26 protein-coding genes are annotated in these 26,812 nt (G+C 29.9%); all 26 read right to left on the reverse strand.

Translation table 11 applies throughout. The annotated features are described in order from the left end of the window. Nucleotides 1-22 precede the first annotated feature (22 nt). The 26 genes from O0R46_RS06015 to mtaB all read right to left on the reverse strand — a co-directional run bounded on the left by O0R46_RS06015 (nt 23) and on the right by mtaB (nt 26,810). Nucleotides 23-2,062 carry a nucleoside-diphosphate sugar epimerase/dehydratase gene (locus tag O0R46_RS06015; RefSeq protein WP_269310824.1) on the reverse strand — a complete coding sequence of 680 codons (2,040 nt, stop codon included), beginning with the start codon at nt 2,060-2,062 and terminating at the stop codon, nt 23-25. Nucleotides 2,063-2,086: 24 nt separating this feature from the next. After that, nucleotides 2,087-2,911 carry a tyrosine-protein phosphatase gene (locus O0R46_RS06020; protein ID WP_269310825.1) on the reverse strand — a complete coding sequence of 275 codons (825 nt, stop codon included), beginning with the start codon at nt 2,909-2,911 and terminating at the stop codon, nt 2,087-2,089. Between the two features lie 5 nt (nt 2,912-2,916). Beyond that, nucleotides 2,917-3,318: an SH3 domain-containing protein gene (locus O0R46_RS06025; RefSeq protein WP_269310826.1), complete on the reverse strand. Its 402-nt coding sequence runs from the start codon at nt 3,316-3,318 to the stop codon at nt 2,917-2,919. 19 nt (nt 3,319-3,337) lie between these two features. After that, nucleotides 3,338-4,009: a CpsD/CapB family tyrosine-protein kinase gene (locus tag O0R46_RS06030; RefSeq protein WP_269310827.1), complete on the reverse strand. Its 672-nt coding sequence runs from the start codon at nt 4,007-4,009 to the stop codon at nt 3,338-3,340. Beyond that, nucleotides 4,009-4,701, reverse strand: coding sequence for a YveK family protein (locus O0R46_RS06035; RefSeq protein ID WP_269310828.1), 693 nt, complete (start codon nt 4,699-4,701; stop codon nt 4,009-4,011). Before O0R46_RS06035 ends, O0R46_RS06030 begins: the two co-directional genes overlap by 1 nt. Nucleotides 4,702-4,756: 55 nt before the next feature. Further along, on the reverse strand, nt 4,757-6,196 hold the full coding sequence (locus tag O0R46_RS06040) for an LCP family glycopolymer transferase (RefSeq protein ID WP_269310829.1): 1,440 nt from the start codon (nt 6,194-6,196) through the stop codon (nt 4,757-4,759). 264 nt (nt 6,197-6,460) lie between these two features. Further along, a complete protein-coding gene (locus tag O0R46_RS06045; protein WP_269310830.1) occupies nt 6,461-7,528 on the reverse strand; it encodes an LPXTG cell wall anchor domain-containing protein in 1,068 nt (355 codons plus the stop codon). A 315-nt stretch (nt 7,529-7,843) separates the two neighbouring features. Further along, complete coding sequence (ppdK, locus tag O0R46_RS06050) at nt 7,844-10,489, reverse strand: pyruvate, phosphate dikinase (RefSeq protein WP_269310831.1); 2,646 nt, start codon at nt 10,487-10,489, stop codon at nt 7,844-7,846. Nucleotides 10,490-10,548: 59 nt separating this feature from the next. Next, nucleotides 10,549-11,388 (reverse strand): pyruvate, water dikinase regulatory protein, encoded by an 840-nt coding sequence (locus O0R46_RS06055; RefSeq protein ID WP_269310832.1) that lies wholly within the window; start codon nt 11,386-11,388, stop codon nt 10,549-10,551. A 13-nt stretch (nt 11,389-11,401) separates the two neighbouring features. Next, a complete protein-coding gene (gene ccpN / locus O0R46_RS06060; protein WP_269310833.1) occupies nt 11,402-12,037 on the reverse strand; it encodes a transcriptional regulator CcpN in 636 nt (211 codons plus the stop codon). A gap of 263 nt (nt 12,038-12,300) precedes the next feature. Next, complete coding sequence (glyS, locus tag O0R46_RS06065; RefSeq protein WP_269310834.1) at nt 12,301-14,364, reverse strand: glycine--tRNA ligase subunit beta; 2,064 nt, start codon at nt 14,362-14,364, stop codon at nt 12,301-12,303. Continuing rightward, on the reverse strand, nt 14,357-15,241 hold the full coding sequence (glyQ, locus tag O0R46_RS06070; RefSeq protein WP_269310835.1) for a glycine--tRNA ligase subunit alpha: 885 nt from the start codon (nt 15,239-15,241) through the stop codon (nt 14,357-14,359). Before glyQ ends, glyS begins: the two co-directional genes overlap by 8 nt. 34 nt (nt 15,242-15,275) lie before the next feature. After that, nucleotides 15,276-16,070 carry a DUF4342 domain-containing protein gene (locus O0R46_RS06075; RefSeq protein ID WP_269310836.1) on the reverse strand — a complete coding sequence of 265 codons (795 nt, stop codon included), beginning with the start codon at nt 16,068-16,070 and terminating at the stop codon, nt 15,276-15,278. An 18-nt stretch (nt 16,071-16,088) separates the two neighbouring features. Beyond that, entirely contained in the window at nt 16,089-16,835 is a 747-nt protein-coding gene (gene recO / locus O0R46_RS06080; protein ID WP_269310837.1) for a DNA repair protein RecO, read from the reverse strand. A 138-nt stretch (nt 16,836-16,973) separates the two neighbouring features. Beyond that, nucleotides 16,974-18,350, reverse strand: coding sequence for a magnesium transporter (gene mgtE, locus O0R46_RS06085; RefSeq protein WP_269310838.1), 1,377 nt, complete (start codon nt 18,348-18,350; stop codon nt 16,974-16,976). 26 nt (nt 18,351-18,376) lie between these two features. Continuing rightward, complete coding sequence (era, locus tag O0R46_RS06090) at nt 18,377-19,282, reverse strand: GTPase Era (protein ID WP_269310839.1); 906 nt, start codon at nt 19,280-19,282, stop codon at nt 18,377-18,379. Nucleotides 19,283-19,367: 85 nt separating this feature from the next. After that, a complete protein-coding gene (locus O0R46_RS06095) occupies nt 19,368-20,045 on the reverse strand; it encodes a diacylglycerol kinase (protein ID WP_334307490.1) in 678 nt (225 codons plus the stop codon). A 162-nt stretch (nt 20,046-20,207) separates the two neighbouring features. Continuing rightward, the gene (gene ybeY / locus O0R46_RS06100; RefSeq protein WP_269310841.1) at nt 20,208-20,672 is read right to left on the reverse strand and encodes an rRNA maturation RNase YbeY; all 465 of its coding nucleotides are present in this window, start codon (nt 20,670-20,672) and stop codon (nt 20,208-20,210) included. Between the two features lie 48 nt (nt 20,673-20,720). Then, entirely contained in the window at nt 20,721-21,695 is a 975-nt protein-coding gene (locus tag O0R46_RS06105) for a PhoH family protein (protein WP_269310842.1), read from the reverse strand. 202 nt (nt 21,696-21,897) lie between these two features. Further along, entirely contained in the window at nt 21,898-22,455 is a 558-nt protein-coding gene (gene hpf, locus O0R46_RS06110; RefSeq protein ID WP_269310843.1) for a ribosome hibernation-promoting factor, HPF/YfiA family, read from the reverse strand. 144 nt (nt 22,456-22,599) lie between these two features. Then, nucleotides 22,600-23,826 carry a TDT family transporter gene (locus tag O0R46_RS06115; RefSeq protein WP_269310844.1) on the reverse strand — a complete coding sequence of 409 codons (1,227 nt, stop codon included), beginning with the start codon at nt 23,824-23,826 and terminating at the stop codon, nt 22,600-22,602. Between the two features lie 136 nt (nt 23,827-23,962). Further along, nucleotides 23,963-24,403: a GatB/YqeY domain-containing protein gene (locus O0R46_RS06120; protein WP_269310845.1), complete on the reverse strand. Its 441-nt coding sequence runs from the start codon at nt 24,401-24,403 to the stop codon at nt 23,963-23,965. 22 nt (nt 24,404-24,425) lie between these two features. Then, entirely contained in the window at nt 24,426-24,605 is a 180-nt protein-coding gene (gene rpsU, locus O0R46_RS06125) for a 30S ribosomal protein S21 (RefSeq protein WP_002844447.1), read from the reverse strand. Nucleotides 24,606-24,758: 153 nt separating this feature from the next. After that, on the reverse strand, nt 24,759-25,103 hold the full coding sequence (locus tag O0R46_RS06130) for a histidine triad nucleotide-binding protein (RefSeq protein WP_269310846.1): 345 nt from the start codon (nt 25,101-25,103) through the stop codon (nt 24,759-24,761). A gap of 50 nt (nt 25,104-25,153) precedes the next feature. After that, nucleotides 25,154-25,474 carry a putative heavy metal-binding protein gene (locus tag O0R46_RS06135; RefSeq protein WP_269310847.1) on the reverse strand — a complete coding sequence of 107 codons (321 nt, stop codon included), beginning with the start codon at nt 25,472-25,474 and terminating at the stop codon, nt 25,154-25,156. Nucleotides 25,475-25,511: 37 nt separating this feature from the next. Beyond that, nucleotides 25,512-26,810 carry a tRNA (N(6)-L-threonylcarbamoyladenosine(37)-C(2))-methylthiotransferase MtaB gene (mtaB, locus tag O0R46_RS06140; protein WP_269310848.1) on the reverse strand — a complete coding sequence of 433 codons (1,299 nt, stop codon included), beginning with the start codon at nt 26,808-26,810 and terminating at the stop codon, nt 25,512-25,514. Between the last annotated feature and the right edge of the window lie 2 nt (nt 26,811-26,812).

Raw genomic sequence — 26,812 nt, forward strand, 5'->3', positions numbered from 1 at the left:
AACTAGTCTCCTTTATTATCTTTTATGCATTGTATGTATTTACCATTTCTTTCATTAATACTTTAAATTGCTTGTTGTATAAAGTATCAAAATTTGTGTCATCTATTAATATTCCACCGTCTAAATCCATTAACTCTTTTACATTATTTATAAATTCAGTCGTATTTATTTTTATCGGAGAAGCTATATGAATTAATTTATTTGGTGTTTTTCTCAAGCCTTCTTCTGCCATCAATTTTTCTTCAAACAGCTTTTCACCTGGTCTTAGTCCTGTATATACTACATTTATGTCTACATCAGGTTTGTAGCCAGATAACTTTATTAAATTTCTCGCTAATGTATCTATTTTTACAGGTTCTCCCATATCCAATACAAATATTTCGCCGTTTTTTGCATATATTCCTGCTTGAAGAACCAATGATACAGCTTCTGGAATGGTCATAAAGTATCTAATAATTTCTGGATGCGTAACTGTTACTGGTCCACCTTCTTTTATTTGCTTTTTAAATACAGGTATAACAGATCCATTACTCCCTAATACATTCCCAAATCTTACTGCAACAAAATTTGTTTTTATATTCCTATTCAATAACTCACTAATCTCACAATTAAAAGGATTAGGTAACTCATTTAACTTATAATTTTTAATATAATTATCAAATGTTTGAATAATCATTTCACACATTCGCTTACTTGCTCCCATTATGTTTGTTGGATTAACAGCTTTATCAGTACTTATTAATACAAATTTTTCACATCCATAAAGCATTGCTGCAAAAGCAGTTTTATATGTACCTAATACATTATTTTTAATTGCTTCTAATGGACTATCTTCCATTAACGGTACATGTTTATGGGCCGCTGCATGATAAACTATATTAGGTCTATATTTTTTAAATATTGATAAAAGTCTGTTTCCGTCTCTCACAGAGCCAATCACAACCTTTATATTTATATATGCATATTTTCTTTTTAATTCTTGTTCAATTTCATATGCATTATTCTCATAAATATCAAAAATAACAAGTGTTTTTGGATTATTAGTTGCTACCTGTCTACACAACTCACTACCTATAGATCCACCCCCACCTGTCACAAGTACAGTTTTATTTGATATGAAATCAGAAATTCCCTTATTATCTATTAGTATCGCTTCCCTTTCAAGTAAATCTTCAATTGAAACTTCTTTCATTGCATTTATACTTACTTCACCTTTCATAAGTTGATACATTCCTGGTAAATTCTTAAGTTCGCAACCTGTTTCTTTGCATATGTTCAAAATATTTCTTTTAGTCTCAACACTAGAACTAGGTATGGCATAATATATTTTTTTTATATTATAGTGCTTGGCTGACTCAATTATTGAATTTCTTCCCCCAACTATTGGTATCCCATCTATTAATCTATTCCACTTATTTGAGTTATCATCAATAATACAAACTATTTTTTCATTTAAATTATTATGGGAGTTTAAATCTCTAAGAATCATTTGTCCTGCTGTTCCTGCTCCTATTAACATAGACTTAATTACAATATTATCATCGTTTTTTATCCATCTGCTTTTTTCAAGCAAAATAAATCTATATGAGAACCTTACACCTATCACAAAGAAAAACTGTAACATAGATCCAAATATATAATATGATACAGGCATTCTGTTAAAACTAGATTCACTTAAGTATGTAAAAAATATAATACCAAATAATATATTAAATATAAATGTTATAATTGACGATAGTGATACTCTATTAAGTTCACTAAAGCTAGCAAATTGCCATACACTATTGTATAGCTTAAATAAATAAAAAACTACTATTGAAAATATTATATATATTGGAATGAATTTTAAATACATAGTTATATATCCACTAGGTATTCTTGCAAATTCACAATCGAACCTAATCCATAGTGCTAGAAAAAAAGACATCAATATTGCCAGAATGTCATATATTAATAAATATAAGCTAATTATTTTCCAATGTTTTATTTTTTTATTTGATTCCTTATTATTGATTAAAGCGCCCTTACCAATCCCTTTATTATATTCCTTATTTTTATTCATAACGGCTCCCCTTATTCAATTCATCTATCTCTTTCTAAATATTGAAAAAATAGATTTCTTACTTTTCATTTTTTCTTCTTCATTATTTATTTTAACTAAATCTATATCAAACTCGATATTTTCATTATTTAAAATTTTCATTGGGTTTATATATACTATTTCATTAAAATCTTCTTCAGATAACAAAGTCTTTAATTTTTCAAACTCTTTACTTACTATAGGTTTTCTCCAAGTTGATGTATGTGCGTCTGTACCTACAAAAGAAACCATCTTAGATTTAATGAGTTTTATTACTGTTCTATGCACTCCACTATTTTTATCTTTAGAAAGACTGGACAAATTAATCTGTATCAATGCACCATAAGATAGCAAATCATACAGGTAATTTATGTCCTCTTGTGCGTAAACATATCTTTCTGCGTGAGCGATAATTGGTATATATCCATTTCTTTTTAAATCATATACTAGTTCTTGGACGCCTCTAAATCTACCCAAGAATGGTAATTCGAGTAATACATAGTCGCTATTTGCAAGTGTATTAATCTTCTTATTATTTAAGAGTTTCATTACATCACAATCTACAAATATTTCATTACCCCTATAAAGTTTAAAATCAATATTTCTTAGTTTTATTGCTTTTTGGAGTAAATCAAATGATTTATCATATATTTGTCCGCATACTTCATATTTTTTTTCATAATAATGTGATGTTAGTATTGCTCCACAATATCCTTGACTGATGTACATATCAATCATTTCTAATGATTCTTCAATGCTCTCAGAACCATCGTCCACGCCTGGCAACAAGTGACAGTGCGTGTCGATTATTCCTCTGTATTCCCTATCCATATATTTTATTCCTCAATGTTCAAAAAACTATATAGTGTATAGCCCTCTTGTCCATCCACATCTATTTTAGCCCATTTCGTACCTTCTACAGTTTCAGTAGAAAGTAATTTTACTTTTTGATCTTTGTTTAGAGATGAAATTAATTCACCATCTTTTGACGCTTCTTTTCTAAAATTTGCAGTTTCAACTGATATCACTGCATTTTTTTGTTTTTCCTCGCTATTACTATCTTTCTTATCCTTATTTTCACTTTTATTAGAAGTTGATATACTGCCTTCCTTACTGTTTGCTTCTTTTGCGCTTGTTTTCATACCTCTCTCTTCTAGAGAAATATATTTTTCTTCCTTTGCACAACCAGTAAATAATAAACTCGCTACTATAAAAGAAAAAAGTACTTTTTTATTCATTCCTTACTCCTTTCAAATATTACTTACCGTCGTTCCCGTATCCATATTTATTATTTTTAGCTACTGGAACTCTATTAAATACCATACCAACAATATTTGCACCTACATTTTTGAGATTTTTAATAGCATCATTAATACTTGATTTTTTAGTCTTTTCATGACTGACAACCATTACCACTCCATCTACTATTCTTGATAGTACAGCAGCATCAGTAAGTATTCCTACTGGAGGTGTATCCAATATTACCATATCATAGTTCCTTTTAGCTACTTCAATGAAATCTTTCATTCTATTTGTCGAAAGCAACTCTGCTGGATTAGGTGGTTTTGTACCTGATAATATTAATTCAAGGCTAGGTATTTTTTTGTCATGCATAATAATATCTTCTAATCTAGATTCTCTAACTAGATAATTTGTAATTCCTCTTGGGTTGGTATTGCCTGATACTTTGGCTATACTAGGATTTCTTAAATCACAATCTATTAGCAACACCTTTGAACCATTTTCTGCCATTGATCTAGCCAAGTTTACAGATACAGTTGATTTACCATCCGCTGGTTCAGCTGAAGTAATCAAGATTGCTTTCATATTTCCGTCTATAGATGAAAAAGAAAGGTTAGTTCTAAGAGTACGTATAGCTTCTCCTAACATTGATGTATTACTATAATAATTTTTCAATTTTTTATTCATTAATTTTCACCTCTCTTGACATTTGGTATAACACCAATTACAGAAATACCGAATTCATTTTGTAATTGCTGAGTAGATGAGTAAGTATCTTTGTTTAATTCTCTAAATACAGCTATAAAAGATGCCGTAATTCCTGCTATTAATGCTCCAATAATTGTATTTCTTAATACATTGGGTGATACTGGCTTCTTTGGCAAAGTCGCCTCATCCAATATTTTAACATTGTCAATATTCATTATTCCTTTTACTTCCTTTTGGAATATTTGCGCTGTTGTATTAGCCATATCCATCGCTCTAGCTGGAATAGTATCTACTACAGATACTGATAGTACTTCTGTATCTTTAATCGCATTCACACTTATCATTCCATGATATCTAGCCATATCAAAATTCTTAAGGTCAAGTATCTTGATTACTTGATCAGCTATTGATCTTGATTTTATTATTTCACTATAAGTTGTAACCAACTTTTGGTTTACCATTACATCATTAAATTCTATATTATTCTGATTAGCTGATGTATCATTTGGTTTACCTATTATCATAGTAGTTTTTGCTTCATACTTTGCTGGTATAATTAGTTTATTAACAGCAAAAGTCAGCCCTCCTACTATAATCATAGAAAGAAGTATAAATATTATTCTCTTTCTAATTGCCTGCCATATTTCCAACAGATCGATTTCTTGTTCCATATTAACCTCCAAATTATATATGTGTTGTTATTTTCAAAGTAATTTTTATACTTTATTATTGTAAGTTTTTATCTATTTCACTTTTAATTAGCCTTATACTTTCATCATATGGTACAAACATATATAATCTGCTTCCAGGCATAGCATATGATGGTTTGCCCATTGTTCCTTGACCCTTTAAGTCTTGCATTTGATAATCCCAATTTTTATTCATATTGATTTGTCTATTAATTAGTTCTATTATTTTTGTTTTAGGCATATTTGTTTCTGAAGATTCAGTTGCTACATTCAACATTTCTTGATAATCTGCCATTGAATTTGCTTTTGTAGCTTTATCAATTATAGCTGCAAGTATTTTTTCGTGATTACGACCTCTATCCATATCTCCATTTTCCTGATGATATCTATCTCTAGCGTATACAAGAGCTTCTTTTCCATTTAAATGAATCTTCCCAGCGTCAAAATAATATGATCCTACAGAAAAAGCCTGCTTATTATCAACATCTACACCACCTAGAACATCTACAATCTTAATTAGTGTAGAGAAATTGACTCTTACATAGTAATTAACATCAGTATCTAAAAGATTTTCCATTGTTTTTACTGAACTATTAATTCCGTATATACCTGAATGTGTAAACTTGTCATATTCATCATTGCCACCGCCCGCTATCTTTGTATATGTATCTCTTGGAACAGTAGTAATTAATATCTTATTATTTTTAGGGTTTACAGTCACCAGTAAATTTACATCACTTCTAGATACGTTGGAAATTTTACCAAATGTATCAATTCCGCTTATATATACATTGAAAGGCTGATTTTTCTTAATTTCTTTGTGAGCTAGTTTATTCTTTCCCTTGAAATCTGTAGAGTAAATCACCTTTGTTTTTTTCTCAAAATCAGGTATTTGGTCCACAATTGCAGATCTATACGATTCATTCAATAATATTACATCCGCCTCTTTTTCGCTTACTTTCTTCGACATAGAGAAATAATCACCGCCATCTACGTAATTAAGTGATTTATTTTCTTTATATATCATTTTTGTTTTAAAAGTATTTACATTTGCTTCATCAATTTTTAAAGCTGATAAAACTTCCTTGTTTTCTATGTCTGATATACTTTCAATCTTACTATCAATAGGAACGACTAATGAAAATTGGTATGTTTCTTGTTTTCCACTTATTATATCTAAAGATTTCATACTTTGATCTACATAGTTACTAGCGCCAGCCGCTGTTGCACTTACTATCAATACTAAAACTGATAATAATATTTTTAAAGCTTTATTTTTTCTCTTATATATTAGGTACCATCCTACAAATATCTCAAAAACTACTGAAAGTCCTAGTAAAATAAGTCTATAGTTTATATCCAATAGGCTATTAGAAAATACAACATATAACAAGTAACCTATACCAGCTAAGCTAAGTAAAAATAATATAATTCCTATAAAGCTTATTTCTTTTTTTGTTCTATTCTTATTCTTCATTATTATCCCCTTCTAAAAATTTCTTAATAATATCTTTATTTTTTTTTAATTTTAGCTTTACCTTTTATTTTATCAGAAAAAACAATTAAATTCCATATTTTTACCCAATTTACTTATTTTTAACTCTAAAAAAATATTTTTTAATATTAATAATAAGAATATAAACAATTTAACTTATTTAAGTAATATTTATAATGTTTTTGCTATAATAGTAAAAAACAGCGAACAAACGCATCAATGCGTCTATCTCGCTGTTTTAATTTTTTATTTATTTTTTATTGAAATTTTTTTAGATTTTAAGCCTAATAATATTAGTACCATACTAGTAAAAATACCAATAATTGCTATAATCATTGAATTTAAACCATCACCTGTATTAGGTAAAACTTTCTTTTTTTCATTCTGTTTTTTATTAACTGAATTATTCAATACTTTACTTCTATTTTTTGCGTTTTCAATTTTTGTATTGTTTTTATTTGATCCATTCTTTTTAGATTCAGAATTATCAGATTCTTTCTCTATAGATCCATTGTGTTCTTGTTCTTTTTTTGAAGACCCATTTTGATTTAATTCTTCTTTATTAGATTCATCTTGTTTTGGTTCTTCTTTATTAGATTCATCTTGTTTTGGTTCTTCTTTATTTGGTTCACTTTGATTTAATTCTTCTTTTTTAGGTTCACTTTCACTAGAACTTTGTTCTTTTTTTCTTCTGTTAATTATTGTAGCTCTTTCTATAACATCTAAAATATCTTCTTTACTTTCAGAACCACCTATATGATTTTTAGCTATTTCTTTAGACTTAGGACTTAAACCTTCTAAACTTTCTATGTAATCAATTGATGACTTCTTTAGCTTATCCATTTCGTTTAGCTTCTTGATTAGCTCTTCTTGATCTTTTTCTATTTTTCTTCTGTTGTCTATCTTAGCTTTTTCTATTATCTTTAATATATCTTCTTTATTTTCTGCATCTGATATTGCATTTTTTATTGCTGCTTTTGAATCCGCGAAAAAAATTTTTTGGTTACTAGCTAAATTTTTAGCTGCATTTTTTTGCGCTTCTTCATTATCATTTAGTTTACTTTTAGCAAGATTAATTTCAGATAAGAATTTATCAGATACTGACTTATTATTATCCTTATACCTATTATACGTTCTCTCAGCCGTTTCTATTGCTCTTTCTAATTCTGTTTTCTTGACAGATTCTGTAATTTTTGCAGGTGGATTGCTAGTTTCACGATTAACTGCATCCTCAGCATTAATTAAATTTACGGGCTGTAAAATATTGGCTACTAATAGGGATGTAGCCACAACTTTAATCTTTTTATTCTTCATAATTACCTCCATATGCAAATTATTCTTTTTTAACCCATAAATATTATACTATAAATAAATAAATAAAAACAGCTATTTTTTCAATTATTTTAAATTTTATGCCTATTAATTCTATTTCTAACTATTTTAATTTAACTTAATGCATTTTATAGTTAATATTGTAAAGTTTCAAACTAATTTAATATTTTATAATATTTTTAGTTATTATTCATCAACTATATTATTCAAATGACTTTTTACACACATAAAAATGCCACAGATAAATTTCTTTATCTGTGGCATTTTATAGATATACCCGTCCTAATATATTAATATTTATTTATCTCTATGTTGATTTCCTTTTGATTTCTTTACTGTAGCTTGTGCTGCTGCAAGCCTAGCAATTGGAACTCTAAATGGTGAGCAAGATACATAATTTAGTCCTTGCTTGTAACAGAATTCTACTGAAGAAGGCTCTCCACCATGTTCTCCACATATTCCTAATTTTAGTTCAGGTTTTTGACCTCTACCTAATTTTACAGCCATTTCAACTAATCTACCTATACCTCTTTGATCTAGGACTTGGAATGGATCTTTTTCAAGTATGCCCTTATCAACATATTCTCCTAAGAATTTACCAGCATCATCCCTTGAATAACCGAATCCCATCTGAGTAAGGTCATTAGTACCAAAACTAAAGAAATCTGCTACTTCAGCAATTTCATCAGCTGTAACGCAAGCTCTAGGTATTTCTATCATAGTACCTACAGTATAATCAAACTTCACACCAGATTTTTCTATTTCCTCATTAATGCATCTTTCAATTATCGGTCTTAGCATCTTTAATTCATTTACTGTACCAATTAAAGGAACCATTATTTCAGGGTGAACATCAACACCATCTTTGATTGCCTGAATAGCACCTTGTGCTATTGCTCTAGACTGCATTTCACATATTTCTGGATAAGTTACTGCTAATCTACATCCTCTATGTCCTAGCATTGGATTGAATTCATCTAAATCCATTACTCTTTTCTTTAATTCGCTAGGTCTAATCCCCATCTGAGATGCTAAAGCTTCTATTGATGCATCATCATGAGGTAAGAATTCATGTAGAGGTGGGTCTAATAATCTTATGTTGCATGGTCTACCTTCCATAGCCATGAAGATTCCATGGAAATCTTCTCTTTGGAATGGTAATAAAGATTCTAATGCTTTTACTCTATCTTCTACAGTTTCAGAAAGTATCATCTTTCTAACTGCTGGTATTCTATCTTCTTCAAAGAACATATGCTCAGTTCTACAAAGTCCAATACCCTCTGCTCCAAATTCTATAGCCTTTTTCGCATCTCTAGGATTATCTGCATTTGTTCTAACCATCATATCTCTTATTTCATCCACCCAAGACATAAATGTTCCAAAGCTACCACTTAGTTCAACACTTGTCATAGGTATCTGTCCAAGGTATACACATCCACTAGAACCATCTATAGACATAAATTCGCCTTCCTTGATTACAAGGTCGCCCACTCTTATTTCTCTAGAAGATTCATCTACTCTTAATTCTCCACATCCAGCTACACAACACTTGCCCATTCCTCTTGCGACAACTGCTGCATGTGATGTCATACCACCTCTAGCAGTCAATATACCTTCAGCACTTACCATACCTTCTATATCTTCTGGAGAAGTTTCTTGTCTTACTAGTAATACTTTTTCTCCTGCATTTGCATGTTGAACTGCATCATCTGCATAGAAGTATACTCTACCTGTAGCGGCACCTGGCGATGCAGGTAATCCTTTAGCTAACTTATCTGCACCTTTCAAAGCTTTTGGATCAAATGTTGGATGCAATAATTGATCCAACTGATTTGGCTCTATTCTCATTACAGCTTCTTCCTTATCTATTACGCCATCATTTACCAAATCAACCACAACATTAATAGCAGCCTGAGCTGTTCTCTTACCATTTCTTGTCTGTAAAATAAATAATCTACCATTTTCTATAGTAAATTCAATATCCTGCATATCTTTATAGTGACCTTCTAATATATGAGTTATTTTTACAAATTCATCATATATTTCAGGCATTTCATTCTTTAATGTATCTATTGTCTGTGGAGTTCTAATACCTGCAACAACATCTTCGCCCTGTGCATTTATTAGATATTCACCGAATAGTCTGTTTTCTCCAGTAGAAGGGTTTCTTGTGAAAGCAACACCTGTACCACTAGTCTGTCCCATATTACCGAATACCATTGACTGTATATTTACTGCAGTACCTAAGTTTCCTGGTATGTCATTTAATTTTCTATAAACTATTGCTCTTGGGTTGTTCCAAGATCTAAAAACAGCTTCTATTGATAACATCAACTGTTTTTTAGGGTCTTGAGGAAAATCTTCTCCTACTGCTTCTTTGTATATAGCCTTATAATCTTCTACTATCCCTTTTAGGTCTTCTACTGTAAGTTCAGTATCAAATTTGTATCCATTTTTTTCCTTGTAAGCATCCAATACATTTTCAAATTTATATTTTGGCACTTCCATAGCAACGTCAGAAAACATTTGAATAAATCTTCTGTATGAATCATAAGAAAATCTTTCATTTTTAGTAGCTTCAATTAATCCCTTTACACTTGTGTCATTTAGTCCAAGGTTAAGTATTGTATCCATCATACCTGGCATTGAAAATACTGCACCAGATCTTACTGATACTAATAGTGGATTAGAGTCAGACCCTAATTTTTTTCCCTGTTCTTTTTCTAATTGAGCCAACTTTTCATCAATTTGCTTGATTATTTCATCAACTATTTTGTGGTCATTGTCATAATAATCATTACAAGCTTCTGTAGTAATTGTAAAACCTTGAGGTACTGGAAGACCTATATTAGTCATTTCTGCTAAATTAGCTCCCTTACCTCCAAGTAAGCCTCTCATTTCTTTGTTGCCTTCATCAAAACTGTAAACAAATTTTGTACTCATTTTTTCCTCCTAGAAAATTCTAAAATTTAAACATCATTTATACTATTTATACTAAATCTTTATACTGAAAAATCATTATATACAGATATTCCATTCTCTTTTAAAATGTCAAGTATTATACCTGCTGTTTCTTCTATAGCTTTGTTTGCTACATTTATTACTGGGCACTTTAATTTTTTCATTACCTCTTCTGAATAGTCAAGCTCTTCTAATATTCTATCTAGTTTTGCATAATTCGCCGCTCCAGATAGACCCATTGATTTTAATCTTTCTACTCTTATTCTATTAAGTGTCTCAGGTGAGTTTGTAAGTCCTATAATCCTTTTAGGATCAACTTCTGACAACTCTTTTGGTATTGGAACTTCAGGAACCAAAGGAACGTTTGCAACTTTTAAATGTCTATTAGCAAGGTACATACTCAGCGGAGTTTTCGAAGTTCTAGAAATCCCTACTAATACTAGGTCTGCTTTTAATACACCCCTTGGATCTTTACCATCATCATACTTAACTGCAAATTCAATGGCTTCCACCCTATTGAAATAAGATTTATCCATTTTTCTGATTAAACCTGGTTCTCTAAGTGGCTTTAGACCAGCTTTTTTGCTCATTTTATTTATAATAGAAGAAAGCAAATCATCATAAACTATTTCATTTTGCTCACAAAATTCTTTAGCATGCTGAGTTAACTCTTCATTTACTATACTATACATTACCATTGCATCATTATCTTTTGCCTTATAAAGAACTTCGTTTAATAACTCTTTGTTATTTACAAAAGGAAATCTTTTAATTTCCCACTGATCATGATTTTCGAACTGATAGATTGTAGCTGTTGCCATTGATCTAGCAGTTTCTCCTAATGAATCTGAAACAATGTATATCATTAAATTCTTTTCCATATTACCTCCTCAATTACTCTGTGATTTCAACAAAAAGTCTCGTTATCAACGTTTTTGAAACTTTGCCTACGATTTTCATCTGTGTTTCATCGTTGTCTATTAATCTAACCACTGGTAGTGAGTCGACTTCTCTTTTCATCAATTTTAATGCCGCTAAATTGATGAAATCATCTTCATATACTGTTGCAACATTTGGAATTCTAGTCATTATCATCCCAACTGGAATTTTACTAATATCCGTACCACCTATTGTTGCTTTTAATAAATCTTTTCTTGAGACTACTCCACAAAGAAAATCTTTTTCATCAGTAATAAAGACGCCTCCTGAATCTTCAATAAATATATTAACTATCACATCATAAACAGTGTCACTTTGCTTTGCAGTAAGGGGAACTCCCATCACATCAGATACTTTTACCTGTTTCATGGCAACTGCATTATTATCTAAATCGCCTTCACCAACATAAAAATATCCAACCTTAGGTCTAGCATCTAATATGTTAGTCATTGTCAAAACGACTAAATCAGATCTTAATGTAGCTCTTGTAACATTAAGCCTTTCAGCTATCTTCTCACCTGTGATTGGTTCATTAGCCTTTACTATATCAATTATCTTTAATTGCCTGTCATTAAGTTGGATTTTAACCACCTACTTTCATATATGAATACATATTTATGATATACCATTTCTATATAGTATATTATAATATGTTATTTATGATTAATCAATAGTTTTATTGGCTTTTTGTTAAAATATATTGTTTATTTTTCTTCAATATTTTAGATATTATTTTTATATTTAAAAGAAACATGGCAGGATATTTTACTATTTTTAAGTCCTGCCATGATATTATAATGATTATTTTTTTATTTAGTATATATTAATGTTTGTTTTTAGTATATTAAATATGTTTATTTATATACTATTTTAGAAAGATCACAAATTTGTAACATTGATTCATAGATTTTGTTTAATAAAGCTAGTCTATTATTTCTTACTAGCATATCTTCATCCATAACCATAACTGAATCAAAGAATGTATCTATATATGGCTTTAGGCTAGCAAATTCATCAAGTGATTTTGTGTATTCTTTAGCTTGCATATATTGATTAATATTTTTATCTACTATCTGGAAATTCTCATATAAATCTCTTTCTGCTTGTTCTGAAAATAAATTTTCATCAATGTTTTTAGTTTCTGCTTTTTCTGCTAGAGTTGCCACTCTATTAAATGCTACCAACATATCAGTAAGACTTTCTCTATCTATCCATTTATTGATAGATTCTGCCCTCTCATATAAGTCATATATGTTTTTCTCATCACTTGCAAGAACAGCATCTACGACATCATATCTAATTCCCATATCCTTGAATATATATTTTGTTCTTTCGTTGAAGAAATCTACTATTTCTTCAACTACTTTTTCTTTGTCAAATTCAACCATATCAAATTGATCTAGTGCTATATTAGCAAGATTTGCTATATCAAATTCTATATTTTTTTCTAAGAGAATTGTAAGTATACCTAGTGATTGTCTTCTAAGTGCAAATGGATCTGCTGAACCTGTAGGCTTTATTCCAATTGCAAAAAATCCTGCTATAGTATCCATTTTGTCATATATAGATAACAAAGATGCTTCTAAACTAGTTGGAATTTGATCACCACTGAATCTTGGCATATAATGTTCATAAATAGCTTGGGCAACTAATGTATCTTTACCTTCTAATTTAGCATATTCCTTGCCCATATAACCTTGAAGTTCATCAAACTCAAACACCATATTAGTTACTAAATCAGCTTTTGATAAATAGGCTGCTTCTACTAGTTTTTCTTTATCGATATTTAAATCGGTTTGGTATTCATTCGCTATCTTATAAATTCTATTTGACTTATCAAGTAATGTTCCAAGTTTTTCCTGAAATACTACCGTAGACAATTTTTCTCTATAATACTCTAAATTATGTTTTCTATCCTCATTAAAGAAGAATAGTGCATCCGCTAATCTAGCTTCAAGAACTTTTTCGTTACCCTTCTTGACATTTTCAATCATATAATCATTACCATTACGAACAGCTACAAAGTTAGGAAGTAATTTTCTATTAGCATCCACTACAGGGAAATACCTTTGATGAGCTTGCATAGGAGTTTTTACTACTTCTTTTGGTAAACTTATATACTCCTTGTCAAATTCCCCATAAAATGCTGTAGGATATTCTACTATATAAGTTACTTCATCTAATAGTTCTTCATCTAATTCTATTGTTCCACCTATTGATTGTGCTACTTCATCTATTTGATGATGTATTAATTCTTTCCTCTTGTTCTGATCTAATATAACAAAATTCTCTTCAAGTTTTGATAAGTAGTCTTCTACACTTGATACTTCTATAGACTTTTTACCTAAAAATCTATGTCCTACTGTTTTATTTGAAGCTATAATTCCTTCTAAATTGACTGGTAGGATATTATCATTATGTAAAGCTAAAAGCCATCTAATAGGTCTTACAAATCTCATATTCTTCCCACCCCAACGCATTGATTTAGGAAATACAACAGATTTGATAATTGTTTGTAATTCTTCTAAAAGAATTTCATCAGTATCTTTTCCACTCTCTTTAATTGTAGCGAATAAGTATTCATTGCCACCTATTTCTTTGAAGTATATATCATCTTCAGATAATCCCTTACCTCTCATAAATCCTAGTGCTGCCTTTGTAAGATTTCCGTAACCGTCAACAGCTATCTTTCTTGCAGGACCTTTTGCTTCTTCTTCAAAGTCTAACTGCTTATCTGCAAGGCCTTCTACTAATAATACTAATCTTCTAGGAGTTGCATATGTTTTAATTGAATCAAAATTTATTCTGTTATCTTTCAATGAATTGCTCAAATTTGTTTTTAACTGTTCTAATGTAGATTCAACGAACCTTGAAGGCATTTCTTCAACACCTATTTCATATAATAAGTAATTATTCATTGATTTCACCTACCTTCATTAATGGATATCCAAGCTCTTCTCTTTGCTTTACATAGCTTTCTGCAACTATTTTAGCAAGACCTCTTATTTTTCCTATAAATGCAGCCCTTTGACTTACACCTATAGCTCCTCTAGCTTCTAGTGTATTAAAAATATGAGAACACTTTAATACATAGTCATAGCATGGTATTACTAAGCCAATCTCTGCAAGTCTAACAGCTTCAGATTCAAATAAATCAAATACATTAAACAACATTTCTGCATTGCAATCTTCAAATGCATACTTTGTATTTTCATATTCTTGTCTCTTAAATACCTGACCATATGTAATTTTGTCATTCCACATCAAATCATATACACTATCTACATCTTGAATATACATAGCAAGTCTTTCAAGACCATATGTAATTTCACCTGTTTCAAGCTCACACTCTATGTTACCCACTTGTTGGAAGTAAGTAAACTGAGTAATTTCCATTCCATCTAACCATACTTCCCAACCCAGTCCCCATGCACCTACTGTTGCAGCTTCCCAGTTATCTTCCACAAACCTAATATCGTGTTCATCAGGATTTATACCTATTTTTCTAAGAGATTCCAAGTATAAGTCTTGAATATTATCTGGTGATGGTTTTAGTATTACTTGAAATTGATGATGTTGATATAATCTATTTGGATTTTCTCCATATCTACCATCAGCTGGCCTTCTAGATGGTTCTACATAGCATACACTCCATGGTTCTGGTCCTAACGACTTTAAAAAAGTATTGGGATTCATTGTTCCCGCTCCTTTTTCAACATCATAAGGCTGTGTCATTATGCATCCATTGTCTGCCCAGAATTTTTGTAATGTTAAAATCATTTCTTGAAAATTCATTTTATTCCCCCTAAATAGCCTATATTAGTATAATTTAATTATCTTCTCTATTCTTTTTTTCCTCTTGATTGATAAAACCATCTTTGTTTATATATTGCTCTTGAATTGGCTTTGAGTTATCATCTACATGTTTATTCTCTTTCGCTCTTTGATCAAATGTAGAATACTCATCATTTTTTCTAACATATTCTTCTTGTTCTGATCTTCCTGTATCTTCTCTAAATAATTCATCTGTAATATCATGATCTGTGTCATTTTTTGATGAACCATCTTTTTTACTTACTGTATCTTTGATGTTTGATACTGAATTAAAAATTATATCTTTTAAAATCTCAAGTTTTTCAGGATTTAAATCTCCAAGATCTACTTCTTGATTTGTATTTTCATCTACTATTTTTACTGAATACTTGCTAAGAACAGCTGCTGATATTCCTAAAATAGATAGCATAGGCATAAATGCAACGCCAGCGAATCCAATTGTAAGAGGAAGGTTTAGCATAACTTTTCCTTCTTTTTCTAATACAACTCTTACCACTGTAGCTTCTTTAAATAAATCAACCAATTGTATTCTTACTTTTTCAGTATCTTTTGTAAATTTTTCTTCGAATTTATCAAATTTTACCTTTCCTATGCCAGTGATATTATCTGTAATTTTAGATGCTCCATCAGCAAATTTTGAAGCAAATTCTGAGGGTTTATTCTCTATTAGTATTATAGCTTCTAATACATCACCATCTGTTTCCATTAAAGCTTCCTTTGCTTCCTTATAAGTAATATATGGAAGTCTTTCTAAAACTTTGTCTACCATTTCGATTGTTATTTGTGCCATAATTTTTCACTCCTTATCTTATTTAATTCCTTTGAACATATCAATGGATTTGAAACTTGTATTGTCAAAGTAGTGTATCAAATACATCTTCAATAGACTGTACAACTGTTCCACTAATACATTAGCTACTTGAGCCTTACTACAATCCACTATTTCAGTGGCTAATATGTACTGCATAAGCGATACTATTGTCTGATCAATATTAAAATATTTATCATCTTTATCTATGCAGTGATTGCAAACTATACCCCCAGATCCTATAGAAAAAAGGGCGTATTCATAAGAATTTCTTGAGCAAATACTACATTTGTCCACATTAGGTCTATACCCAATAAAATCGATAAATTTTAAAATAAATGCATCTAAAAGAAACATTTTATTATCAGCTTTTTCTGAATATAAAAACAAAGTATGAACTAATAATTCAAATAACCTATTGTTAGTTTGTCCTTCTATGGAGTTATTTTCTACTAACTTGACTATAAATGTGGCATAGGAAAATGCTTCAAAGTCAGAAGATATATTGTAAAAACTTTTAATATTCTCACACTGATATACTACAAACATATCTTTTTGTTTTTTTAAAGTATATGTATTATAAGAAAAGAGTTGAGAACCCGCTAAGAATTTACTCTTTTGTCTTTGAGCACCTCTAGCTATAGCTGTTACCTTGCCATATTGCCTAGTTAGAAGTGTAAGAATTATATCATTTTCTTTATATTTCATGGTGCGTAATACAACGCCCTGAGTGTTTATAACTATCATTTTACACCTTCTTATAAAATATCACAATATGTTTTTAATAAAAAAGCCTCCTAAAATTTTAAGAGACTTTTATTAAAATTCATATTATATTTTCTTTAAATACTCGTAAAATAACATATGTATTTTACATGCTCTTTTTTATAAAATAAATATTGATATTATAATATAATAAACTATTACTCCTATTATATCCATAATTGCAGAAATAATAGGTGATGTGATAACAGATGGATCTGACTCTAATCTATTTACTACAATTGGTATCAATGTTCCAAATGTTGCTCCTAATACCATGTTAATAAATACAGTAAGTGATATAGCTGTGATTATCTGTGCATTTTGAGTTACAAAGTATAAAATAATAGATGAGATTACCACTATTACGAATGCATTTATTAGTGAACTAATCAACTCTTTCATAAATGTTTGATAGTCAACATCTTTTTCATTATCCAACAAGTTTATTATTGTTACAGCAGAAGATTGTATACCAACGCTACCACCCATTGCAAGAACTAAAGGAGCAAAAAATATCAATGCTATATGGCTATCATCAACTATAACTTTAAATTTTGTAAAGAAAAATGCTGTCACAAAAGACAAAATAGCCGTCAACAATAGCCATGAAATTCTACCTCTTACACAAGATAATACTTGCTCTTTCAATGTAGATTTCTCATTTTCCGCTACATCTCTTTCATGCTCACTTGAACCTGCAAACTTGTACATATCTTCACTAGCTTCTTCTTCCATAACATCTAAGATATCGTCTACTGTTATAATGCCCTTTAAGACTCCTTCTTCATCTGTCACTGGAACAGCCACTAAGTTATACTTTGAAACCATTTTTACAGCTTCTTCTCTATCATCATTATCCCCAACAGATTTTACATTTTCAACCATTATATCTTCAATTTTTGAATTATCACTTGACAAGAATAAATCTCTCAGTGATAAAACTCCTACTAATTTTTGAAGATTGTCTACAACATATATATAGTATATTGAGTCGGCATCTAGAGCTTCTGCTCTAATATGCTTGATTGCCTGTTCAACATTCAAATTCTTATTTACGGATACATAACCTTTTTTCATTGTAGAGCCTGAAGTTTCATCTACATATGCAAGCAATTCTCTTAATTCTTCTTCATCTTCTTTACTAACAATATCAAGTATTTTTTCCCTGCTACCTTCATCCAGTTCACGAAGAATATCCGCCAAATCGCCCATAGACATTTCTTCAAAAATATTTCTAAGATGTTCCCTATCAATATTAGCAACTATATTCTGGAAAAATTCACTTTCACATTCTTCCAAAATTGAAGCTGCACTCTCTAGAGGAAGTATCTCAAATAGTTTTAATCTATCCACTTCATCTAAATCTTGAAGTACATCGTAAATATCCATAGTATGATATTCATCTAATGTTTCCCTCAATTCAATAAACTTGTTATTATCCATCATTTCTTTGACTTGATCATACAACTCTCGCGCCGAGTCCTGTTTTTTATCCATTACAACCACCTTTTTTTAAGCAATAATTAATATTCTTTATTTTCATTTAACCCAAGATCATTTATATAGTTCTGAAGATTTCTCCAGTTTTCTTTTACCTTTACCCACAATTGTAAATTAACTTGAGTTCCTAGCAAAAACTCTATTTCTTCTCTGGCCGATTTACCTATACCTTTCAGTTTACGTCCATTTTTACCTATAATAATACCTTTATGTGAATCTCTTTCACAGTATATTATAGCAGAAATATCCATAATATTTTTATTTGGTCTTACCTTCATTCTTTCTATCTCTATAGCAACACCATGAGGCACTTCCTCATTTGTATAATGTAAAACTTTTTCTCTTATCAGTTCTGATACCAGCACTCTTTCAGGCTGATCAGTAATCATATAGTCAGGAAAATATTTTGGACCTGGCTTTAAATTTTTCTTTATTACACTTAAAATTGAGTCTAAGTTTGAGTTGTTTAGCGCTGATGTTGGAATTATATCTTTAAAAACTTCCAAATCATCATACATTTTAATTAAATCAAAAAGCTCTTCTTTGCTTTCTAATTTATCTATTTTATTTAGTATCAGAAAGACAGGTGTTTTTGCTTTCCTTAGATTTTCTATTATCATAGAATCACCCTTGCCTATAGATTTCGAGTTATCAACTACGAAAATAATGCAGTCAACATTTTTAAATGCGTCTTCTGCAGATTTTACCATCATTTCTCCTAATCTATTTTTTGGCTTGTGTATGCCTGGAGTATCCATAAAAACTATCTGAGCTTCTTCATCTGTATAAACAGCTTGAATAGTGTTTCTAGTTGTTTGAGGTTTATCGCTCATTATAGCTATTTTCTCTCCGACAATATTGTTCATAAGTGTTGATTTACCTACATTTGGCCTACCAACTATACTCACGAAACCCGATTTATATTCCATCTTTTTCTCCTAAAACTTACAAAAATATATTCTATATTTTATTTAAATTATTATACATCCTTTTTATTATACCACAAAAAACAGTTTAGTAAAATAGTCCTAGTTGGAATACAAGTATAGCAACTAATGTACCCACTAACCCACCTGCAAGAGTTTCCCAAAAAGTATGTATTTTTCCTTCTATTCTACTTTGAGCAACTAGTATAGCTATTAAATATGCAAGAGATGAAGCTTCTACTCTTTCTGTCATTAATGTAATTGAAGTGGCTAATGCAAAAGCAAGTGCAGCATGCCCACTAGGCATACCTCCCTTTAAAGGTGTTCCTGTATAAGTCATTGCTTTCACTGTTACAACTACTATTAAAACTACTGCAATACAAATTAGTGTTATATGTAATTCGGACTCTCTTATTCTATATGCTAGATTACCTGTCAGCATATTAAGTTTATTGTAAAACAATAAATATGCAACACCTACAGCATATATAGCAGATACCAAAACAGCACCAGCCGCTACATCCTTAGCTATTTTTGCCAGAGGATTAAATTCACTAGTGACCATGTCTACAGTTTTTTCAACAGCTGTATTTATCATTTCACAAATTACTACTAGGGTAATTGCTCCAAGTAAAGTTATAAACTCCATTTTTTGAAAATCAAAGAAAAGACTGGCTACCAATACTATTAAAGAAGCGAGATAATGAAATTTCATATTTCTTTCACTTCTAAAAGTATACATAATTCCATCTACAGCTGCATTCATAGACCTAATAAAGCTCTGTTTAGAGTTTTTTTCCTTTTTATCTTTTAGTTCATTAAATTTATCAATATCTCTTTGTTTCTTATTTTGGTCTTTTTTTATTTTATCAAATTCTTTTTGTTTATTTTCCTCATATTTATTTTTTGTTTTATTGAATTTTTCCATCTAAATATCCCTTGTAATACCCAGCCTGTTTAATAAATCTCTCTCTTTTCCATGCATTTCAATTGCTTCTTCTTCTTCCATATGATCATATCCTAATAAATGAAACATACTGTGACATACTAAAAAACAAATTTCTCTTTCCAAAGAGTGACCAAATTCTTCTGCCTGCTCCTGTGCTTTTTCTGTAGAGATAACTATATCTCCAAGAGAATATTCTTCAAATTCTACATGTGAATCATCTTCTGTCAACAAAGGAAACGATAGTACATCCGTAGCCTTGTCTATGCCTCTGAAATTTTTATTCAATTCTCTAATTTCATTATTATTTACAAAAGATAGACTTACGTCATAATCATCTTCATAACCTTCATACATCAAACAGGCCTCCATCACAGATTCAATTTTTTCAAATAATTTTTTATCTACTTTCAAAAAATCCTGCCTGTTATCAAAAATTATTTCCATATATGTCACGCTCCAATTCACAATTATATAATATTTTATATGCTCATCTTATTTTTTCTTTTTATATGATTCTCTATTCTCAAATTTAGTATAAGCCTTTATTATCCTTTGAACTAATTCATGCCTTACTACATCTTTTTCAGTTAGTTCCTTATATCCGATTCCTTTTACACCATCCAATATCTTTGTTGCTTGTATCAGTCCACTTTTTTTATTTCTCGGTAAGTCAGTTTGAGTGATATCTCCTGTAACTACTGCTTTTGATCCAAATCCAAGTCTAGTTAAAAACATCTTCATCTGCTCTGGAGTTGTATTTTGTGCTTCGTCTAATATTATGAATGCATTATCTAAGGTTCTACCTCTCATAAATGCTAAAGGTGCAACTTCTATTGTGCCTCTATCCAAAAATTTATTAAACTTATCAGGACCAAACATATCAAATAATGCATCATACAGTGGTCTTAAATATGGATCAACCTTGTCTTTCATATCACCTGGCAAAAAACCTAAAGACTCACCTGCCTCAACTGCTGGTCTAGTCAATATGATTCTAGAAACTTCGTCAGCCTTGAAAGATTTTACAGCCATAGCAACAGCTAAATATGTTTTACCAGTACCAGCTGGTCCTATACCAAAAGTAATATCATTATTTTCTATCAAATTAACATACTCTTTTTGACCTAAAGTCTTAGCCTGAACTGGATTCCCTTTTTTAGTAACCACAATGGTTCCCTCTAACTCTTTTATCCTGTCTTCACTACCAGCGAATAAAAGGTCTATTGAATATAATATAGATTGTTTATCCAAAGTTTTTCCAGATTCAACCATTTTATGTAATTCACTTAGTAACTTTATTGTCATATCCACATTTTTTTCTTCACCAAGTAAAACAATATTACCTTCTCTAAGCAATATATCACTATTTAAATTTTTTTCAATTAGTTTTGCATTTTCATCAAAATTCCCAAAAATTTCCCTCTCGAATCTAGGTTCATAAATTTGAAACTGTTTTTGTATTATCAAGATTTTCCTCCTAAATAAATATTAACTTATTTAATCACTTATATATGATATTATACCATAAATAAATATATATAATTAATTTCATAGTATTTATAATATACAATTAACCAAAAACACTATATGGTGGAGTAAAACTCCACCATATAGTGTTTACGTGCGAATACTAAAGTATTCATATATGTGAACCTCTATGAGTTTCAAATTATTCTTGCTCTATTAAACCATATCCACCATCGCCTCTTCTATACACCAAGCATACCTCAAATGTATCTTGATCTTTAAATAAGAAGAAGTCATGTCCTAGTAAATTCATCTGTAATACAGCTTCATCAGGACTCATAGGTCTTAAATAAAATTTTTTCTTTCTCTCAAATGTCATTTCGCTATCATCTAAAAATGGTTCTTCATCTTCATAAGCATCAATAAATTCATCAAAGTATTCCATCCTAATTGTATCTTTTCCTGGTACTCTTGTCTTAAATTTATTTTTATATTTAACAATTTGTCTATTTAACTTGTCACAAACAATATCAATAGCAGAATACAAATCATCTTGTACATCTTCTGCTCTAACTATATGACCATTGATGTTGTCCAAAGTTACTTCAACTTTTTGTCTTTCTTTCTTGTTAGCACTAACTGTTACACGAATTTCTGATTCAGGACTTAAAAATTTTTCTAGTTTCCCAAATTTCTTTTCAATATAAGATTTGATGCCCTCAGTTAATTTTATTTGTTTTCCAGATATAATGATTTTCATAAAAACCACTCCCTTCACCGTATCTAATAAAGATACTTTTTAACTTACTTATATATTACCCATAAAAACCTAAAATAAATAGACTTTTATAATAATATTTTTTATGTTAAGATAATAAGGTAGGATATTTATGAAATATTCTAACTAATCTAACAAATCTTCTATATCTTCTATATCTATTAGAAGATTACCATCACTTCTCTTTGAAGTTTTATTATCTTTATTTGCAATATTTCTATTTTGTTTTCTACTAGGTTTACCAGGGTTATTTTTTTCTTTTTTTTCTATAGTTTTATTAGTAACTATTTCTTCAACATCATTTTTATTATACTCTTTATTAGCTTTTGACAATTGCTTTAAGTTTAGCTTCTGAGTAATTTCTAATTTCTTTTCTTCAAACTTTTGCTTTCTCTGAATTGATTTTTCCATATTTTTAGCCATTTTTTGATTATGCTTAACAGGGTTTTCCAGTGTATTAATAAAATATATAAGCAATATAAAAAATGAAACTAAAGCAGCTATTATTATCTGTGCAAAAAGTAAATATTTTATAAAAGTGTAGGATGCACTATTAATTTTCAAATATGTAAAATATCCCTTTGTCGCATAGCTGCCCAAACAAATAGCTATAACATATGCTGACCAACTTGGATAATATCCATCTAACATTCTAATTATCATTAAAGCTAGTGTAATAACTATCAAAATTTGAGTGATTATAAACAATATCCATACCTTGCTCAAATCAACTTTTTCAGTTATATTTAAATATGTCAATAACAATACTGAACTAGGAATCAACAATAATGATGATAGTGGTTGTGAAGCACTAGTTCCTTGTCTTTGAGCCATCCTAAATAAGACTAAAGGTATTATAATAAAAGAAATAAATTCAAGCGAATAATAAATTGCTCCACCAAATATTATCATTCCAAATTGAGGACTTGTCATTGCAGCAAAGCCCAATCCATAATAAATTAACAACCATGAAGGAAATATATGCTTTAATTTAAAGTTTACAACATATTTTATTGTAAATATAACCAATATAACTGTATGCATTATTAAACCAAATTCCCATATATAAGTATTAATGTCACCTACTACAGTTTTTAACCAAGGTGATATCATTATTAAACTCAATGGAAAACATGAAAAAACTGACAGTCCAACTGGAGATTTTACTTTTCTATAAAAATCTATTGGAGAGGCAAAAAGCTTTACTATTACTCCACATAAGAGTACTATGCTAATTATCATTGATATATCACCTAGAAATGGTATTATATCCATGAATACATTACCTAGAATAACCCACCCCAATGCCAAAGCTGTAATCGGCAAAGGAATCCTAGATACGAAATTCTTCAATAAAATCACCTCATATCATTTTATTTTACTTCAATTTAATATTATATCACATAAATACATTCGGGTATACGTATATTTAACTAATATAAAAGAAGCCGTATAAAATATACGACTTCTTTATAATTAATACTAATATTTACAAATTCTTCTTAACAAGTTCATTTATTTTTCTGCCATCAGCACGACCTGCAGTCTTTGGCTTAATAGCAGCCATAATTTTTCCCATATCCTTCATAGATGTAGCACCTACTTCAGAAATAGTTTCAATTACTATTTTTTCTAATTCTTCTTCGCTTAATTGTTGAGGTAGATAATCTTGCAAAACTTGTATTTCAGATTTTGTTTCTTCGACCAAATCTTCTCTTCCAGCTTTTTCAAATTCGACTAAAGAGTCTTTTCTTTGCTTTAACTGTTTTGAAATTATAGTCATTACTTCTTCATCATTAAGTTCAACTCTATTGTCAACTTCTTGCTGCTTAATAGCTGCTCTAACTAAAGTAATAACAGATTTTTTGATCTTATCTTTGTTTTTCATAGAAGTTTTTAAATCTTCTTGTAGTCTTTCTTTAAGGGACATCCCCTTCACCTCTTCTTAATTACTATCTTTTAGCGTTTTTTCTTCTAGCTGCTTCTGCTTTTTTCTTACGCTTAACACTTGGCTTATCATAGTGTTCTCTTTTTCTAACTTCTGACATTATGCCAGACATAGCACACTGTCTCTTAAATCTTCTAAGCGCACTATCCAATGATTCGTTTTCTCTTACTCTTACTTCTGACATTTGTTTCACCTCCCTACAATTAGCGATTTGTGTAATAACCGTAATTATATTAACACCATAACATTATACTCTATATACGATTATATTACAATACTTTTCAGTAATATTTATATCATGTAGAGAGCTTTTCACTTATTTTTTTTATTATTTTACTTAGTCTACAACTAATTTTGTAAGCTTTTTTCCTGCTAGTAAGTGATAGTGTATATGAGGTACCTCTTGGCCACCGTTCTTACCACAGTTATTAATTATTCTGTATCCATCTTCATTAAAACCTTCTTGTTCTGCTATTTTTCTAATTGCTCTATGAATATCAGATATTATATCCATTTCATCCATAGGTATATCCTCAAGGCTATCATAATGCTTTTTAGGCACCACTAATATATGCTGGGGTGCAACTGGTGATAAATCCCTAAATGCTGCAACTTTTTCATCTTCATATACCATAGAACTTGGAATCTCTCCACTTGCTATTTTACAAAAAATACAATCCATAAAAAATCTCCTTTTTACTAATTTTATTTTATTTAGTTAAAATATATTTCTTATCTAAATGTTACAGCTGTTCCTGAACATGTAACCATAAGCATGCCATTATCAGCGCCTAGTACTTCATAATCCATTTTTACGCCTATAACAGCTTCTGCGCCCAAAATTCTTGCTCTTTCTTCCATTTCTTTTAATGCGTTTTCTCTTGCCATCAATAGCTCATTTTCATAGCTACCACTTCTTCCTCCAAAAATGTTTCTTAGTCCAGCACCTAGATCTTTGAACATATTAACACCTGATACAACTTCGCCAAATACTATTCCAACATATTGGTCTACCTGTTTTCCATCCACATTTCCTGTTGTTGTAATTATCATATTAAAGCCTCCTAGTAATATATTTAAATTTTTATGATTAAACTAAATAACCAATGCAATAATCATCACATATTTCTTTGATTTTTATTTTTAGTAATTTTCCGCGTATATCTTTTTCTGACTTTACTTTTATTCTAATATAATTGTCTGTAAGACCTTCATAATAACCATCTCTATCTTTTTCTTCAAAAAGGACTCTATGCTCTTTATCAATTTGATTGTTAACAAATTTCTTAAAATTTTCTATTGATAGTTCTAGTATAATATCACTTCTTTTTTGCTTTACTTGTGGATCTATTTGATCCTTCATGGTAGCTGCTGGTGTACCCTTTCTAGGTGAATATTTAAATACATGCATATGCATTAATTCTATTTCTTTTAAAAATTCCAAAGTTTCTTCAAATTCTTCATCGCTTTCACCTGGAAAACCAACTATTACATCTGTAGTAATCGCAACATCATCTATTCTGTCTCTTAGAACATTCACTATATTTCTATATTCATCTGCTGTATATCTTCTATTCATTCTCTTTAATGTGTCTGTTGATCCACTTTGTAAAGACAAATGGTAGTGTGGAGCCAATTTCTCAATCCTACATATTTCATTTACAAATTCGTCTGTAAATAATATAGGTTCTACTGAACTAAGCCTAATCCTCTCAATTCCTTCTACCTTGTCAACCTCTTTTATAACATCTAATAAACCTATCTTTTCATCTCTTAGGTCTTTGCCGTAAGAAGCTACATGTATACCTGTAAGCACTACTTCCTTATATCCATTTTGTGCCAACATATTTATTTCTTCTAAAATTTCACTTAATTTACGAGATCTAATTCTCCCTCTAGCGTAAGGTATTATACAGTATGAACAGAATCTATCACAACCATCTTGAATCTTGATAAATGCTCTAGTCTTACCATTTGTCTGTTTTATTTCTATTGATTCAAATTCCTTGACTTTCATAATATCATCTACTGTACTTAACTTAGACTCAGAATTTATTTCATTGACCTTCTCTACTATTGTCTTCCTATCATTTGTTCCCATTACAAGATTTACATCTTCTATATCTAATATTTCCTCTGGAGAAACCTGAGAATAACATCCGACTACAGCAATAATAGCATTTGGGTTTTTCTTTTTAACTCTTCTTATATACTGCCTTGATTTTCTATCTGACATATGGGTTACGGTACATGTATTGATGACATATACATCTGCATATTCTTCACTTTCTACACCCTCATATCCACCTTTTTCAAAAAGCTCTAACATAGCTTCTGTTTCGTATTGATTTACTTTACATCCCAAGGTATAAAACGCTACCTTCTTCAAAA

Origin of the sequence: Peptostreptococcus equinus (genome assembly GCF_027125355.1) — a bacterium.
Classification (GTDB): Bacteria; Bacillota; Clostridia; order Peptostreptococcales; family Peptostreptococcaceae; genus Peptostreptococcus; species Peptostreptococcus equinus.